At 57.1% G+C, this 14,629-nt stretch carries 16 protein-coding genes and 1 tRNA gene; 15 read left to right on the top strand and 2 right to left on the bottom strand.

Translation table 11 applies throughout. The features are described from left to right. The first annotated feature begins 23 nt into the window (after window positions 1-23). The 6 genes from tssF (at window position 24) to HFD94_RS14375 (ending at window position 5,761) form a co-directional block, all read left to right on the top strand. Window positions 24-1,772, top strand: a complete 1,749-nt coding sequence (tssF, locus tag HFD94_RS14400) for a type VI secretion system baseplate subunit TssF (RefSeq protein WP_167433238.1) — start codon at window positions 24-26, stop codon at window positions 1,770-1,772. After that, window positions 1,736-2,821, top strand: coding sequence for a type VI secretion system baseplate subunit TssG (gene tssG / locus HFD94_RS14395; protein WP_167433237.1), 1,086 nt, complete (start codon window positions 1,736-1,738; stop codon window positions 2,819-2,821). Before tssF ends, tssG begins: the two co-directional genes overlap by 37 nt. Continuing rightward, window positions 2,799-3,344: a type VI secretion system lipoprotein TssJ gene (gene tssJ / locus HFD94_RS14390; protein WP_089413967.1), complete on the top strand. Its 546-nt coding sequence runs from the start codon at window positions 2,799-2,801 to the stop codon at window positions 3,342-3,344. Before tssG ends, tssJ begins: the two co-directional genes overlap by 23 nt. Further along, a complete protein-coding gene (gene tssE, locus HFD94_RS14385; protein WP_089413968.1) occupies window positions 3,344-3,799 on the top strand; it encodes a type VI secretion system baseplate subunit TssE in 456 nt (151 codons plus the stop codon). Before tssJ ends, tssE begins: the two co-directional genes overlap by 1 nt. A gap of 14 nt (window positions 3,800-3,813) precedes the next feature. After that, window positions 3,814-4,284 (top strand): hypothetical protein, encoded by a 471-nt coding sequence (locus tag HFD94_RS14380; RefSeq protein WP_089413969.1) that lies wholly within the window; start codon window positions 3,814-3,816, stop codon window positions 4,282-4,284. Window positions 4,285-4,375: 91 nt separating this feature from the next. Further along, the gene (locus HFD94_RS14375) at window positions 4,376-5,761 is read left to right on the top strand and encodes a VasL domain-containing protein (protein ID WP_089413970.1); all 1,386 of its coding nucleotides are present in this window, start codon (window positions 4,376-4,378) and stop codon (window positions 5,759-5,761) included. A 229-nt stretch (window positions 5,762-5,990) separates the two neighbouring features. Here HFD94_RS14375 and HFD94_RS14370 read toward each other — a convergent pair. Both HFD94_RS14370 and HFD94_RS14365 read right to left on the bottom strand, forming a co-directional pair. Next, window positions 5,991-6,065 (bottom strand) — tRNA-Arg (locus HFD94_RS14370). A gap of 304 nt (window positions 6,066-6,369) precedes the next feature. Continuing rightward, the gene (locus tag HFD94_RS14365) at window positions 6,370-7,305 is read right to left on the bottom strand and encodes a formate/nitrite transporter family protein (RefSeq protein ID WP_010671426.1); all 936 of its coding nucleotides are present in this window, start codon (window positions 7,303-7,305) and stop codon (window positions 6,370-6,372) included. Window positions 7,306-7,547: 242 nt separating this feature from the next. Between HFD94_RS14365 and ccmA the strand changes: the two genes are divergently transcribed. The 9 genes from ccmA to ccmI all read left to right on the top strand — a co-directional run bounded on the left by ccmA (window position 7,548) and on the right by ccmI (window position 14,514). Then, a complete protein-coding gene (gene ccmA, locus HFD94_RS14360; protein WP_033767505.1) occupies window positions 7,548-8,165 on the top strand; it encodes a cytochrome c biogenesis heme-transporting ATPase CcmA in 618 nt (205 codons plus the stop codon). After that, window positions 8,165-8,824 carry a heme exporter protein CcmB gene (gene ccmB, locus HFD94_RS14355; protein WP_010257910.1) on the top strand — a complete coding sequence of 220 codons (660 nt, stop codon included), beginning with the start codon at window positions 8,165-8,167 and terminating at the stop codon, window positions 8,822-8,824. The genes ccmA and ccmB overlap by 1 nt, the downstream gene beginning before the upstream one ends. 68 nt (window positions 8,825-8,892) lie before the next feature. Further along, a complete protein-coding gene (locus HFD94_RS14350) occupies window positions 8,893-9,633 on the top strand; it encodes a heme ABC transporter permease (RefSeq protein WP_010257913.1) in 741 nt (246 codons plus the stop codon). Continuing rightward, window positions 9,630-9,863, top strand: coding sequence for a heme exporter protein CcmD (ccmD, locus tag HFD94_RS14345; protein WP_167433236.1), 234 nt, complete (start codon window positions 9,630-9,632; stop codon window positions 9,861-9,863). The genes HFD94_RS14350 and ccmD overlap by 4 nt, the downstream gene beginning before the upstream one ends. Further along, complete coding sequence (gene ccmE, locus HFD94_RS14340) at window positions 9,860-10,345, top strand: cytochrome c maturation protein CcmE (RefSeq protein ID WP_061901238.1); 486 nt, start codon at window positions 9,860-9,862, stop codon at window positions 10,343-10,345. The genes ccmD and ccmE overlap by 4 nt, the downstream gene beginning before the upstream one ends. Then, entirely contained in the window at window positions 10,342-12,300 is a 1,959-nt protein-coding gene (locus tag HFD94_RS14335) for a heme lyase CcmF/NrfE family subunit (RefSeq protein WP_167430173.1), read from the top strand. The genes ccmE and HFD94_RS14335 overlap by 4 nt, the downstream gene beginning before the upstream one ends. After that, window positions 12,297-12,854, top strand: a complete 558-nt coding sequence (locus HFD94_RS14330; RefSeq protein WP_010257920.1) for a DsbE family thiol:disulfide interchange protein — start codon at window positions 12,297-12,299, stop codon at window positions 12,852-12,854. The genes HFD94_RS14335 and HFD94_RS14330 overlap by 4 nt, the downstream gene beginning before the upstream one ends. Then, the gene (locus tag HFD94_RS14325; protein ID WP_022625093.1) at window positions 12,851-13,303 is read left to right on the top strand and encodes a cytochrome c-type biogenesis protein; all 453 of its coding nucleotides are present in this window, start codon (window positions 12,851-12,853) and stop codon (window positions 13,301-13,303) included. Before HFD94_RS14330 ends, HFD94_RS14325 begins: the two co-directional genes overlap by 4 nt. Then, window positions 13,303-14,514, top strand: coding sequence for a c-type cytochrome biogenesis protein CcmI (ccmI, locus tag HFD94_RS14320; protein ID WP_167433235.1), 1,212 nt, complete (start codon window positions 13,303-13,305; stop codon window positions 14,512-14,514). The genes HFD94_RS14325 and ccmI overlap by 1 nt, the downstream gene beginning before the upstream one ends. Window positions 14,515-14,629: the final 115 nt, after the last annotated feature.

The following is a 14,629-nucleotide window of genomic DNA, read 5'->3' as shown; positions in this document are numbered from 1 at the left end:
AAAACACACATATTCAGGTTTTTATGGATGACTTAACCCTGCGTTATTACGACGCTGAAATGCGCTATCTGCTGGAAGCCGGTGAAGAGTTTGCCCGTGCTCACCCCGAGCAGGCGGCAATGCTCAATCTCGATAAAGCGGGGGCGCGCGACCCTTACGTGGAGCGGCTTTTCGAGGGCTTTGCCTTCCTGATGGGCCGTCTTCGTGAAAAGCTCGACGATGACTTACCGGAGCTGACCGAAGGGCTGGTCAGCCTGTTGTGGCCGCATTACCTGCGAACCATTCCGTCAATGTCGGTGGTGGAGTTCACCCCTGACTGGCGTGAGATGAAAGAGCCGATGCGCATCGTCAAAGGCTTTGAGGTGAACTCACGACCGATCGGTGAGAAGGGCACGCGTTGCCGGTACACTACAACCAAAGAGATTACCCTTCAGCCGTTGTCGCTTGAGAGTGCCCGACTGGCGACCGATCCGGATGGCCGTTCGGTCATCACGCTGCGCTTTAACTGCAGCCATCTGGCCGACTGGAGCCGTGTCGATCTCAGCCAGCTCCCGTTCTACTTCAACGCTGATGCACCGCTGGCCTGTGCGATGCATGAAGCCTTTACCATGAACACAGCGCGCCTCTGGCTGCGGATGCCGGGCGACATGGACAGAAGAACGCTCGACGGGTATTTCACCGCACTGGGCTTTGGCGACGACCTGTGGCCGAAGGGGAGCAGCAGCTTTAGTGGTTATCAGTTGCTGCTGGAGTACTTCACCTTCCGTGAGAAATTCATGTTCACAGGGCTGCGTGGGCTGGAGACCGTGGCTTTTCCGGCTGAGCTCCCATGGTTTGAAATCGACGTGGTACTGGCGGAACGCTGGGAGCATGATTTCAGCTTTACCGAAAAGCATCTGCGCCTGAACTGTGTGCCGGTGATTAACCTGTTCCCGCTGGAATCCGACCCGCTGACGCTCAACTCCCTGCAGACCGAATACATGCTGCGCCCAATGCGCGTGCAGGATGGCCATACCGAGATATACGCGGTGAATTCGGTGATGTCATCGAGCCAGCACACCTACGTGCCGTTTTCGAGTTTCCGCCACAAAGGCGGAATGATGCGTCATGAAGCGCCGGAATATTACTACCACACTCGTATACGTCGCGGCCCGTCAGGTCTGCATAACACCTGGCTTATCCTCGGCGGTGAAGCGTTTGATAACCACACCGTTCCGGAAGACGAGAGCCTGTCGCTGACGCTTACCGGCACCAACGGCCAGCTGCCACGACGAGCACTGCAGAGCACGGTGCTTGATACGGTGATGAAAACCACCTCGGCTAGTATCGGCGTGCGTAACCTGTGTGCGCCAACGTTACCCTGTTATCCCCCGGCACAGGATCGTTTCCACTGGCGTGTGCTGAGTCATCTTGGCAGCGGCTTCCTGTCGATGATGGACAACGCTGACGTGCTGCGTGGCACCCTGGCGCTGTACGAGTGGACTGACAGCGAGATGAACCGCCGCCGCCTGGAAGCCATCATTGACGTGAAGCACAGCGAAACCGAGCGCTTTGAGCAGGGCTACCTGGTACGCGGCGTGCAGATTGAGGTGACGCTCGACAGCCACGGCTTTGCCGGGCGGGGTGATATCTGCCTGTTTGGCGAGATGCTGAGTCGCTTCTTCGCGCTCTACACGGATATCTATCTGTTTAACCGCCTGATTATCATCCTGCAACCAACCGGAGAGCGCCTGGAATGGGAAGAGAAGCACAACCGCCGCATTCCCGGCTGACCCCGCGGCTGGAGGCCGATCTTCACCGCATCAACTTTTATCGTTTATGCCAGCTACTGGAGAAGCGCCATCCGGACAGGCCGCTGATGGGCTCTACCAGCCATCCGGCAGATGACCCGGTACGGTTTGCGCCGCATCCGGGGATGGGTTTCCCTGCCAGTGAACTGAAGGCTGTCGAATATGACGAGGATGATGACAGCAGGCCACCGCTCATCCGCACGACCTTTATGGGGATGTACGGCGTCGACTCACCACTGCCGACGGCGTATCTCGATGACATCACCCAGCGTAGGGAAGGGCATGAGGCGCTGCAGGGCTTTCTGGATATCTTCAGCCACCGCATCCTGACGCAGTTTTACCGCATCTGGCGTAAATACTCTTACCCGGCCACGTTTGAGCCCGGCGGCACCGACAGTATTTCGCAGTCGCTGCTGGGCCTGGTGGGGCTGGGCATTCCGGGCACTGCAGAGCATATCGCCACCCCGGTATCCCGTTTTCTGTCACTGCTGGGCGTACTGCAACAGCCCGGTAAAACCCAGGAGGGAATGCAGGCGCTGGTGACGCTGCTGGCCCCGGATACCACTGTGAAGGTCAGCCCCTACTGTCTGCGCCCGATAGAGGTCAGCCAGCCACTGGGCTTTTACGGTGATGACGATTTTCTTCTGGATGGCAACACGCCGCTGGGTGAAGAAGCCATGGATGCTAATAGTCAGTTGCTGATTGCGCTCACCACCGATAACGAGCAGGAGTCACAGGGCTGGAAGCCGGATGGTCTGCTGTACCAAGACTTCCTGGTGATGCTGCGGGTGTACCTTGGCTGGCGATTCAAGGCCAAAATTACCCTGACCACCCGCACTCGGCTGCTGGCCGCTCCACCGCTCGGTGAAGGCCCCTTCTGGCTCGGCATGAACGGCGTGCTGGGCGCAGAAGACGAAGGCCTCCCGGAGGATATTCCACACACCTTTACGACCGAATTGGGTTACTACACCGGCCTACAGCCCGCGACACCACAACAAGGAAATCGACGTGTTACGTACAAGTTTAACTAAAACAAGGCGCTGGCTGTTACCCCTGCTGGCATTCAGTCTGGTGGGTTGCGGGGTGACGCAGGGCATCACCGATGGCACCAAATCGGCTTTTAATGCCGTGTTCTACAAAAAAATTAAGGTGCTGCACCTGGATTTCACCGCCCGTGAGGCGCTTAACACCGATTCGCGCGAGAGTAATTCGCTGTCTGAGCCGGTGATTATCCGTGTCTACCAGTTAAAAGACCGTAAAACCTTCGACAAAATGGTCTACCAGCAGTTGCTGAAAGATGGGGAGACCATCCTGAAAGCTGACCTGCTGGCAAGCCGTGATGTGGTGGTGAAGCCGGGTGGAGATGCGAACCTGAATATGCCGATGGAAGCCGATGCACAGTTTGTGGCGGTGGTGGGTCTGTTCCGTCACCCGGATATGGTCAACAACACCTGGAAGCTGGTGACAGAGCGTGAAGACCTTGACCCGGATAAACCGCGTATTCTGGAAGCGGGGAATAACCATCTGACACTGCAACCGCTCAAGGACGATTAATGCCTCAGGGACACAACACGCCATCGCTGTATGAAATGCTGAGCGGGAATTTTTCTGGTGGCCTGAGCCTCCATAAGGTCAGTGAACAAAATCAGGTCATCCTGTCGGTGCTGGATAACATGCAGCGCATCCTCAACTGTCGCGCCGGCACGCTGGCGCATCTGCCGGACTATGGCCTGCCCGATATGACAAAAATACTGCAGGGCATGCCGGGTACCGCCCATGAGCTGATGGGCACCCTGTCTGCTGTCCTGCTCAAATATGAGCCACGTCTGAAAAAAATTACTGTCGTCCTGCTGGAGCAGAACGTCCCCGGCGAGTTGCGTTATGCCATTGATGCTGAGCTTAAGGGGATTGGCCTCGTGCGTTACGGCACCGAGTTTATGCCCGAGGGACGAGTGATGCTCAGACACCTGAAGCAACAGCAGTATATCGAGACCACAACCCGTCTGTAAGGCCAGATAATACCATGTCAGTAAAATCACATTTCCTCGAAAAACTACAGGCCAGAAAACCAGCCCCGATCTTGTTTACCAGCAAGAGTCAGGCCGATATTGCGGAGTTTCGCCTGCGAATGGTGCAGCTTCAGGAGCAGATGGATGCGTGGCTGGTGGGTACCGGATTGAATGTGGAAACATTTATCGTCTCTGTTACGGACCTGCTGGCGGCGGACGGGACTTTTGAGATTGCCGCTATCACCCTGCGTTACGACGACCGGTCTGTAAAGTTTATACCAGTATTTTTGTACGGTCAGGGCGTGACAGGATGCGTGGAAGTGACCCTTCATGCAGAGGCTAGTGTGACGTCTGTGGGGCGCCTTTTCATGCGGGCAGGTCATTTCAGTGACTGGTCCTTTACTCCGCCGGGAGCATTATCCCGTCCCGGACAGAGTTTTGATGAAAGCACCTTTTTTAGTCTGATTCTGGCGCTTCTGCCATAACTGCTGGTATTGCAGTACCCGTTCCTCTGAATATGCCCGCATAAGCGTTAATCATCCATATTTCCGTACGCGTCAAAATGGACAACTGGTCATGAATCACATCCCCCCACATAAAATCAAAACCGGTGGTGACCCGCGCATGCTACCGGATTATGCCGCCCTGCGTGATGAACTGAGTAAGCTGACACATCCGGCTCGCCCGGATGTGAACTGGCGTTATGCCGAAAAACGCTGTCTCTCACTGTTTGAACAAAATGGTGTGGAGCTACAGACGCTGTCCTGGTACACGCTGGCCCGTACGCAACTGGCTGGTTTATTGGGGCTCAATGAAGGGCTGGCGATACTCGAGGCACTGATAAGCCATCAGTGGGGCGCACTCTGGCCGCAGCCTGTCCATGCCCGCATGAAAATCCTCAGTAGTCTGAGTCAGCGTTTACAGCAACTGATTCGCTCGCTCCCGCTAAATCACAGCGACCTCAGCCAGCTGTATCGGGCGGAGCAACAGCTTACCGCTCTGGGTGAGGTGCTGCAGGGCCTGGAGCTTAAGCATCTGAGCCAGCTCGATACGTTACGTACCTTGATGCACAACAGTGCTGCCAGGCTGGAAAACAGCGATGGCATAACCAGCACCAGGCCGGACATTCAGCCAGGTATCAGGTTGCCTGCCACCGCGATGAATAGTGCCGCAGCATCCACGAAGGACCTTGCTGGTAGTCCGCCTGAAGATACGTCAGCAAGCGTAGTGAAGTGGGTTTATGCGGCGCTGCCGGAACACCAGGCGAATGCAGAAGCAATGGCGGCAATGCCCAATCAGGGAAAAAAATGGAAATTCTTCGCTGCCGGGATGTGTACCATGCTGGTGGTAAGCACAGCCACACTATGGAGCTGGCAGTTTCTTAATCGGCCAGTCCCGTTGCAGACTCAGCTTGCAGCCTCACTGGCTCCATTGCCTGCACCTCTTACGTCTGAACAGCTGGATATGTCGCGTCAGCAAGCTCCGTTACCACAGGTTTTAATAACACAAACACAGCAGCAGCTTGCCCGGCTGGGTAAATTGCCTCCTGACTGGAATATTGAATACAGTCGACAGTTGCTGGAACAGGTCCGGGTACTTTGGCCGGAGCAGGCTAAGCCACTAATCCTGCAGTGGCAGCAACAACTTAATGCTGCCGCATTGCCAACAGAACAGCTGAATGGCTGGTCTCAGGGAATGGCGACACTACAAAAACTGAGTGACAGGCTAAACGCACTGGATGTGCAGAAAGGAAAATACCTGACGGTCAGTGAGCTGAAGTCAGTCGTTTTTTCCGCTATGCAGTCCTTTAATCAATCCATACCGGCTGAAGAGCAGCTAAGGGTATTGTCACAAAATCCAGCAGGTGAACCTTTGCCTGCGGCTGTCAGAGCTCAGCTGGAGATGCATCTGAAGCAACTGATTGCCCGTTATGCAGAAATAAAACAGGATTCATTAAAATAAAAAAGATATTTAAAGCACAGGTATCCAGCTAATAACCCAGACCTGGCAGGTCATAATCACAACTCATTCACTGGTGTTGATGGATTTGCCTAAAGAACATAGCCAGGGCCGGCAAATGATTATTGATTCTGAGAAGAAAAAGGGCAAAGGGGGATAGCCGTCAGTAATGGCTTGATATTGATTATTAAGAGTTTTAATTGATAGGGCGGGTTTAAGTACAGGGCAGGTCTGGTGTCCCCTGCAGGAATCGAACCTGCAACTAGCCCTTAGGAGGGGCTCGTTATATCCATTTAACTAAGAGGACAGCGGCGCGCAGTATAGCGCAAACAGGCAGTGAGATTCACTACGTCGCCGTCCGTTTGCTCATTCCGCCAGCAATTCCGGTTTTCTGCGCGCGCTAACGTTACGTGCAGAAAGCGAAAACAGCTGTACTGAAGTCCGGGATGTCATCCAGACTGAAGCGGCACCCCGACTCTAAAATCTTCACTCCCTCTTTACAGCAGACACTTCCAGTAAACGTTTTTCAGACGCCCGCCTGGCAAATCGCCTTCAGCAAACAGACCAGAAAGGCAGACAGAGTGGTTCAATCTGCTCTGCCTGCCCTGGATTTACTCAGCCTTTTCCTGCTCTTCACGCTGGCGACGTTTCTCCTGCTTCTTCTTCTCAGCCTTCGCTTTAGCCACGGCCGCTTCACTCATGTCGTTGCGGATCTGCGCGTGGCTGATCAGGGCAAAAATCAGCGTGCCGCCGGTAATGTTGCCGAGCAGCGTCGGCAGGGCAAACGGCCAGAAGAATTCATACCAGCTGATGCTGCCATTAAAGACCAGATAGAGCACTTCCACCGATCCCACCACGATATGCGCCAGATCGCCCAGCGCAACCAGCCAGGTCATCATCACAATCACCAGCAGTTTGGCGCCCCCCGCCGAGGGGAACATCCAGACCATGGTGGCGATAATCCAGCCGGAGATCACCGCATTGGCAAACATCTCGCCGGGCGTATTTTCCATCACCTTCATACTGATGTTGGTAAACGCCTGACGGGTAGCCTCGTCAAATATCGGCATCTCATTAAACGCCAGCGCACCCAGTGCCGTCCCGATCAGGTTACCCAGCAAGACGATGCCCCATAAACGTAATAGCAGAGCGCCATTACTCCAGGTCGGTTTGTGCATAACCGGCAGGACTGCCGTGACGGTATTTTCGGTAAACAGCTGCTGACGCGCCATGATGACGATTACAAAACCAAAGGTATAACCCAGGTTTTCAAGCAGGAATGCCCCTGGTACGCCATCCAGATGCACCTGAAATATCCCCTTCGCCATCAGCGAGGCGCCCATGGATAAGCCCGCCGCAATGGCTGACCAGAGCAGCGCCATACCGTCGCGCTCCAGCTCCTTTTCCCCATCCTGGCGGATCTCTTCATGGATGGCGGCGGCGCGGGAGGGTAAAGCTTCCTCATCGACTTCGATGTCAGTGCCCTTATCCTTCTCTTCACTCTCGACGTCGTTAGGACCCTGTTCATTACCTGATGAAGGCTTCATATTTTCTCCTGGTGATAGTGCTGTCGCGTAATAAGCGTAGCCGTTTTTTATTTGCCGATAATGTAACGATCGATGCGAATAAGCGTAACAACGTTTTTCGGAACTGCATTTTTATTCAGACTGCGGGCGATACCGCACGAATAAACCCATGGCATCGAAACTGAGCGGTGGCTCACACTTCGGCCCACAGCAACATTGTGGTAATATCCCGGCCACTTTTAGCTGGTGCGATTCCCCCCTCGATGTTGGAAATCATTACGCTCACTTGTGCATACGACGAACGTGCGCTGTTCCGGCAGCTCTCATTTCGCGTCTCTGCAGGCGACATTGTGCAGATTGAAGGCCCCAATGGTGCCGGTAAGACCTCACTCTTACGCCTGCTGGCTGGCCTGAGCCGTCCTGAACAGGGTGAAATACGCTGGCAGCAGCGGCCAATCCTGCGGCAGCGCGAAGCCTGGCATCAGGCGATGCTCTATCTGGGCCATCATCCAGGTGTCAAAGGCGTGCTTACGCCCCTGGAAAATCTGCGTTTCTACCATCCTGATTGCAGTGATGCGCAGATCTTTGCTGCGCTGGAAAGCGTCGATCTCACGGGCGACGAAGAGGTGCCGGTTAGCCGGTTATCGGCGGGCCAGCAGCGTCGGGTAGCGCTGGCGCGGCTATGGCTCAGCCAGGCCCGCATATGGATTCTCGACGAGCCGCTGACCGCCATCGACAAAGCGGGTGTTAAAAAATTAATGGCGAAATTCGCCCGGCATGCCGATAACGGTGGCGCAGTGATCCTGACAACCCATCAGGATTTGCCCGCGGATGCTGCGCGGGTGCGTAAAATTCGCCTCGGCGACGGGGAGGAAGGCTGATGCTGTTTCGCCTCATCCAGCGTGAATTACGCATCGCCTTTCGCAGCGGGGCTGATGTGATCAATCCGCTCTGGTTTTTCCTGATTGTTATTACCCTGTTTCCGCTGGGCATCGGACCTGACCCGCAACAGCTGGCGCGCATTGCACCGGGCGTAGCCTGGGTTGCCGCGCTGCTGGCGTCGCTGCTGGCGCTGGAGCGGCTGTTTCGCGATGACTTCAGCGATGGTTCGCTGGAGCAACTGGTACTGCTGCCGACGCCGCTGCCGGTAACGGTTATCGGCAAAGTAGTGGCGCACTGGCTGGTCACAGGCGTGCCGCTGATAATCCTGTCGCCACTGGCCGCGCTGCTGCTGTCACTGGATTTTAATGGCTGGCGGGCGATGGCCCTGACGCTGCTGCTCGGCACGCCAACCCTGAGTTTTCTCGGCGCGATTGGTGTAGGTCTCACGGTGGGTTTACGGCGCGGTGGCGTACTGCTTAGCCTGCTGGTGCTGCCGCTGGCTATTCCGGTCTTGATCTTCGCCAGTGCGGCGATGGAGGCGGCCAGTCAGGGGTTGCCGATTAATGGCTATCTGGCGATTCTCGGCGCGATGCTGCTGGGCAGCGCCACGCTCTCCCCGTTTGCCACGGCGGCAGCGCTAAGAATTACTTTGCAATAACAGCCGTTGAAATAACCGCGCGTAAAAGACGCGGCAACACTCTTTTATCGTTAATGTGAGCATTTGATATGTGGAAAGCGTTACATCAGCTGGCCAGGCCCGAACGGCTCTATCAGTTTTCGGGGCGACTGGTGCCGTGGTTCGCCATCTCAGGGCTGGCGGCGTTGCTGCTGGGCTGGGCCTGGGGCTTTGGATTTGCTCCCGCTGACTATCAGCAGGGCGACAGTTTCCGCATCATGTACATTCATGTGCCCGCCGCGATGTGGTCGATGGGCATTTATGCCTCGATGGCCATCGCCGCCTTTATCGGCCTGGTGTGGCAGATGAAAATGGCCGATCTGGTTTCCGCCGCCATGGCACCGGTGGGCGCGGTATTTACCTTTATTGCGCTGGTCACCGGATCCGCATGGGGTAAGCCGATGTGGGGGACCTGGTGGATATGGGATGCGCGCCTCACTTCGGAGCTGGTGCTGCTGTTCCTCTATATGGGCGTGATTGCGCTCTGGCACGCTTTTGATGACCGCCGCACCGCAGGCCGGGCCGCGGGTGTTCTCATCCTGGTCGGCGTAGTTAATCTGCCGATCATTCACTTCTCAGTGCAGTGGTGGAATACCCTGCATCAGGGCTCGTCGGGCATTCTCCAGCAGGCGATTGCGCCGGTGATGCGAACGCCGCTGCGCTGGGCAATCATCGGTTATCTGCTGGTATTTATCACGCTGACCCTGATGCGGCTGCGCAACCTGATTCTGTTAACCGAACGTCACCGTCCCTGGGCGATTGATGTGGCGAAGCGAGGAGAGCAGGCATGACACCCGCCTTTTCCTCCTGGCACGCCTTCTTTGAGATGGGGGGCTACGCCCTCTATGTCTGGCTGGCGGTTGCCTGCACGCTGATTCCGCTTGTCGGGCTGACGCTGCATACCCTGTTGCTGCGCCGCCGCCTGCTGGCTGAGATCCGCCAGCGCGACGCGCGGGAACGCCGCATCCGGGCAGCGAAATCTAAAAAAGCCGCGGCTGAAGCGGCAGGAGAGACATTGTGAATACCCGTCGACGCAACCGCCTCTATGCGGCAGTGGCGATTCTGCTCGGCCTCGGCCTGGCCACCGCGCTGGTGATGTATGCGCTGCGCTCAAACATCGATCTGTTCTATACCCCAGGTGAAATCCTCTACGGCAAAGGCGAAGCGCACGAGAAGCCCGAAGCGGGTCAGCGGCTGCGCGTCGGCGGCATGGTGATGCCCGGCAGTGTCCGGCGCGATCCGAATACGCTTGCCGTGTCGTTCAAACTTTATGATGCCCGCGGCGTGGTCAGCGTCAGTTTTGAAGGCATCCTGCCGGATCTGTTCCGTGAAGGGCAGGGCGTCGTCGCGCAGGGCGTGCTGGCGGCGGGCAACCAGGTGATCGCCAAAGAAGTCCTGGCGAAACATGATGAGAAATATACGCCGCCGGAGATTGAAGACGCGATGAAGAGTAATCACACCGGCCCGCAGTCGCTGTATCAGGCGGGAAATAAATCATTATGATGCCCGAGATTGGTACTTTTCTGCTCTGCCTGGCGCTGGGGCTCTCCCTGCTGCTGAGCAGCTATCCGCTATGGGGCGCAGTGCGCCAGGATGCCCGCCTGATGGCAATGGCACGTCCGCTGGCCTGCGGTCTGTTTATCTGCATCGCGGCGGCTTTCGCGCTGCTGGTCTGGGCCTTTATCAGCAACGATTTTACCGTTGCCTATGTCGTCACAAACTCCAACAGCCTGCTGCCGGTTTATTATCGCATCGCCGCCACCTGGGGCGCGCATGAAGGATCGCTGCTGCTGTGGGTGTTGCTGCTCAGCACCTGGACATTAGCGGTGGCGATATTCAGTCGCGGAATGCCGCAGGATGCGCTGGCACGCGTGCTGGCGGTCATGGGCATGATCAATCTCGGCTTCCTGCTGTTTATCCTGCTGACCTCGAATCCATTTGGCCGCACGCTGCCGGACTTTCCGATAGACGGGCATGACCTGAATCCGATGCTGCAGGATATCGGCCTGATCTTCCATCCGCCGCTGCTCTATATGGGCTATGTCGGCTTTTCGGTGGCGTTTGCCTTTGCTATCGCCTCGCTGATGGCCGGACGGCTGGATACGGCCTGGGCGCGCTGGTCGCGTCCCTGGACCACGGCGGCCTGGGTCTTTCTGACGATTGGTATTGTCCTTGGCTCGGCCTGGGCCTATTACGAACTGGGCTGGGGCGGCTGGTGGTTCTGGGACCCGGTTGAAAATGCGTCGTTTATGCCGTGGCTGGCAGGCACCGCCCTGATGCACTCGCTGGCGGTCACTGAAAAGCGAGGCACCTTTAAGGCCTGGACCGTGCTGCTGGCGATTACCGCGTTTTCGCTGAGCCTGCTGGGGACGTTCCTGGTGCGATCCGGGGTGCTGGTGTCGGTGCATTCCTTCGCCTCGGATCCGGCACGCGGGATGTTTATCCTCGCGTTTCTGGTGATTGTTATCGGCAGTTCGCTCCTGCTCTACGCGATTAAAGGCGGGCAGGTACGTGGCCGGGTGCAGAATGAAACCTGGTCGCGCGAATCGTTTTTGCTGAGTAATAACGTGCTGCTGATTGCCGCGATGCTGGTGGTTCTGCTCGGCACGTTGTTGCCGCTGGTGCACAAGCAACTGGGCCTGGGCAGCATTTCGGTCGGTGAGCCGTTCTTCAACACTATGTTCAGCTGGCTGATGGCGCCGTTTGCTTTGCTGATGGGGATCGGACCGCTGGTGCGCTGGCGTCGCGATGAGCCGCAGAAGCTGGCAAAGCGGCTGGCGCTGGCGCTGATCGTGACCCTGGCCTGTTCCGTCATCATTCCCTGGTGGCTGCAGGATCGCATTGAGGCGATGACCGTGGTTGGCCTGCTGATGTCACTCTGGATTATCGTGCTGACGCTGCTGGAACTGCATGAGCGCGCCACTCACCGTCATCCGTTCTTTGCCGGTTTACGTCACCTGTCGCGCAGTCACTGGGGCATGGTACTGGGCCATCTTGGGGTAGGGGTGACGGTGATCGGTATTGCATTCAGCACTCAGTACAGCGTGGAACGCGATGTGCGGATGAAGGCGGGTGATAGCATCGATATTCATCACTATCACTTTGTCTTCCGCGGCGTGCAGAATCTGCAGGGGCCTAACTACAGCGGCGGCATGGGCATCATCGATGTCACGCGCAACGGCAAACATGAAGCGACGCTGCAGGCAGAGAAACGCTTTTATACGGCCGCCCGCACCATGATGACCGAAGCGGCGATTGATGGGGGTTTCAGCCGCGATCTCTATGCGGCGCTGGGCGAAGAGCTGGAGGATGGCGGCTGGGCCGTGCGCATCTATTACAAACCCTTTGTCCGCTGGATCTGGTTCGGTGGCGCGCTGATGGCGCTGGGTGGGCTGTTCTGCCTGTTTGATCCCCGTTATCGCTCGCGCAAAAAAGCGGGAATTGAGGAGCGGACATGAACAAAAAAATCCTGTTTATTCCCCTGATGCTGTTTCTGTTGCTGGCGGCGGCGCTGCTGTGGCAGCTGACACGTAATGCCGATGGCGACGATCCGACCCGTCTCGAATCCGCTCTGATCGGCAAGCCGGTGCCGCTGTTCCGGCTGGAAGCACTCGATCAGCCAGGCAAAACCTACGACCAGCGCGTGCTGACGGATGGTAAACCGATATTGCTGAACGTCTGGGCGACCTGGTGTCCGACCTGTCGCGCCGAGCATCAGTATCTGAATACGCTGGCGGAGCAGGGCATTCGCGTCGTCGGGCTGAACTACAAAGACGATCGTCACAAGGCGGTTAACTGGCTGAATACGCTGGGCAACCCCTACGCGCTGAGCCTCTATGATGGCAACGGCATGCTGGGACTGGATCTCGGCGTCTATGGCGCGCCGGAAACCTTCCTGATCGACGGTAAAGGGATCATCCGTTATCGCCACGCGGGCGATCTCAATGCGCGCGTCTGGGATCAGGAAGTGAAACCCTTGTGGGTGAAATACAGTGCGGAGGCGGGATCATGAGAACGCTGTTACTGCTCTGCGGCCTGCTGTTCAGCATCAACCTGTGGGCAAGCATCGACACGCTGCAATTTGACTCGGTGGCCCAGGAAGAACAATACCGCGATCTGACCGCTTCACTGCGCTGTCCGAAGTGCCAGAACAACAGCATCGCCGACTCAAACGCCATGATTGCCGCCGATATGCGGCTGAAAGTCTATCAGCTGATGAAGCAGGGCCAGAGTCGCCAGCAGATCATCGACTATATGGTGGCGCGTTACGGCAATTTCGTCAGCTATTCGCCACCGGTCACGCCCTCAACCCTGGTTTTGTGGGCTGGTCCGGCGCTGTTTGCGCTGCTGGGCGGCGCGGTGATTATCCTGCGCAGCCGTCAGCGCAAAACCCGCAGTGAGCTGGATGAAGATGAGCAACAGCGTCTTAATGCGCTACTGAAGTCAGACAGGAAGCCGTAATGAGTGCATTTTGGATCACCCTTTTTCTGTTACTGCTGGTGGCCTGTACGCTGTTTATGGCGGCGGGCTGGCGGCAACGTCAGGCCAGCACAGGCGATCGCGATCGCCTTAATCAGCGCTTCTACCATCAGCGGATAGATGAGCTGGCACAGGATGAAGATCAGGGCGTCGTCGCTGAGCGTCCACTGATGGAGCGGGAGTTACAGCAGACACTGCTGGCGGATATTCCACCGGCACAGACGATGAAATCACACAGCAGCAGCCGCTGGATTTTGCTGCCGGGCCTGATCGTGCTGATTGGGGTATCGCTGGGAACTTACCTGAAAACCGGTGGTCTGGCACAGCTCACGGGCTGGAAGCAGGTGCAGCAGGCGTATCCTGAGCTGCGTGCCCGACTGATGGACCCTGGCGCTAAACCGCTGAGCATGGAGGAGCTGGCGCGTTTACAGCTCGGATTGCGTACCGCGTTGCAAACGGAACCGGATAATCTGGCTGACTGGACGATGCTGGGACGGCTCGGCATGGTGCTGAATAATGCCGATACGGCCAGCCAGGCATTTGAGCATGCGCTACAGCTTGCTCCCAACGATCTGGCGCTAAAACAGGATTATGCCGAAGTCCTGACGCGATCCCCCGACCCGCAGGATAACCGTCAGGCGTCACTGCTGCTGCAGGCATTGCTAAAAGCGGATCCGCAAAACCTGCGTACGCTGAGCCTGCTGGCATTTAATGCTTACGGACAGCAGCAATATGATCAGGCTATCGACGCATGGCAGACCCTGCTGGGTCTGTTGCCGGCCGGTGATTCGCGACACGCGATGATCGCCCGCAGCATCGAAAAGGCCAGAAGTGCCGCCGGGCAACAGAGTCGTCAACTGGCACTGACCGTGACGCTGACACCTAAGGCAGAAAAAATGTTACCGCAGGACGGAGTGTTGTATATTTCGGTTTCTGACGGTGCTTCACCGGTGCCGGTGGCTGTTAAGCGGATGCCGCTCAGTCACTTCCCGCTGTCGCTGACGCTGGATGACAGCAACGCCATGATGCCGGATCGCCTGCTTTCGGCGCAGCATCAGGTCGAGGTCCGGGTGCGTATCTCCCGCGACGGCAGCGCCAATCCCCGGCCGGGTGACTGGCTGGGCCTGAGCGCAGTGACGCCCTGGGATGGGCATCAGCCGATCGCGGTAGAGATTAATCAGCAGCTTCCCTGAACGCATCAACTGACCGCGTTCAGGATGATGCGTGCCATTGCCTGCTGCCTCTGGCACAAAGTCAGCTATGCTCATCGGGTAAGTCGATACGATACCGGGCTGTGACCTGAACGAT

Source organism: Pantoea sp. EKM20T (assembly GCF_011800485.1).
Classification (GTDB): domain Bacteria; phylum Pseudomonadota; class Gammaproteobacteria; order Enterobacterales; family Enterobacteriaceae; genus Pantoea; species Pantoea agglomerans.
The sequence above is the reverse complement of the archived record's forward strand: the minus strand, read 5'-3'. Positions and strand labels throughout refer to the sequence as shown.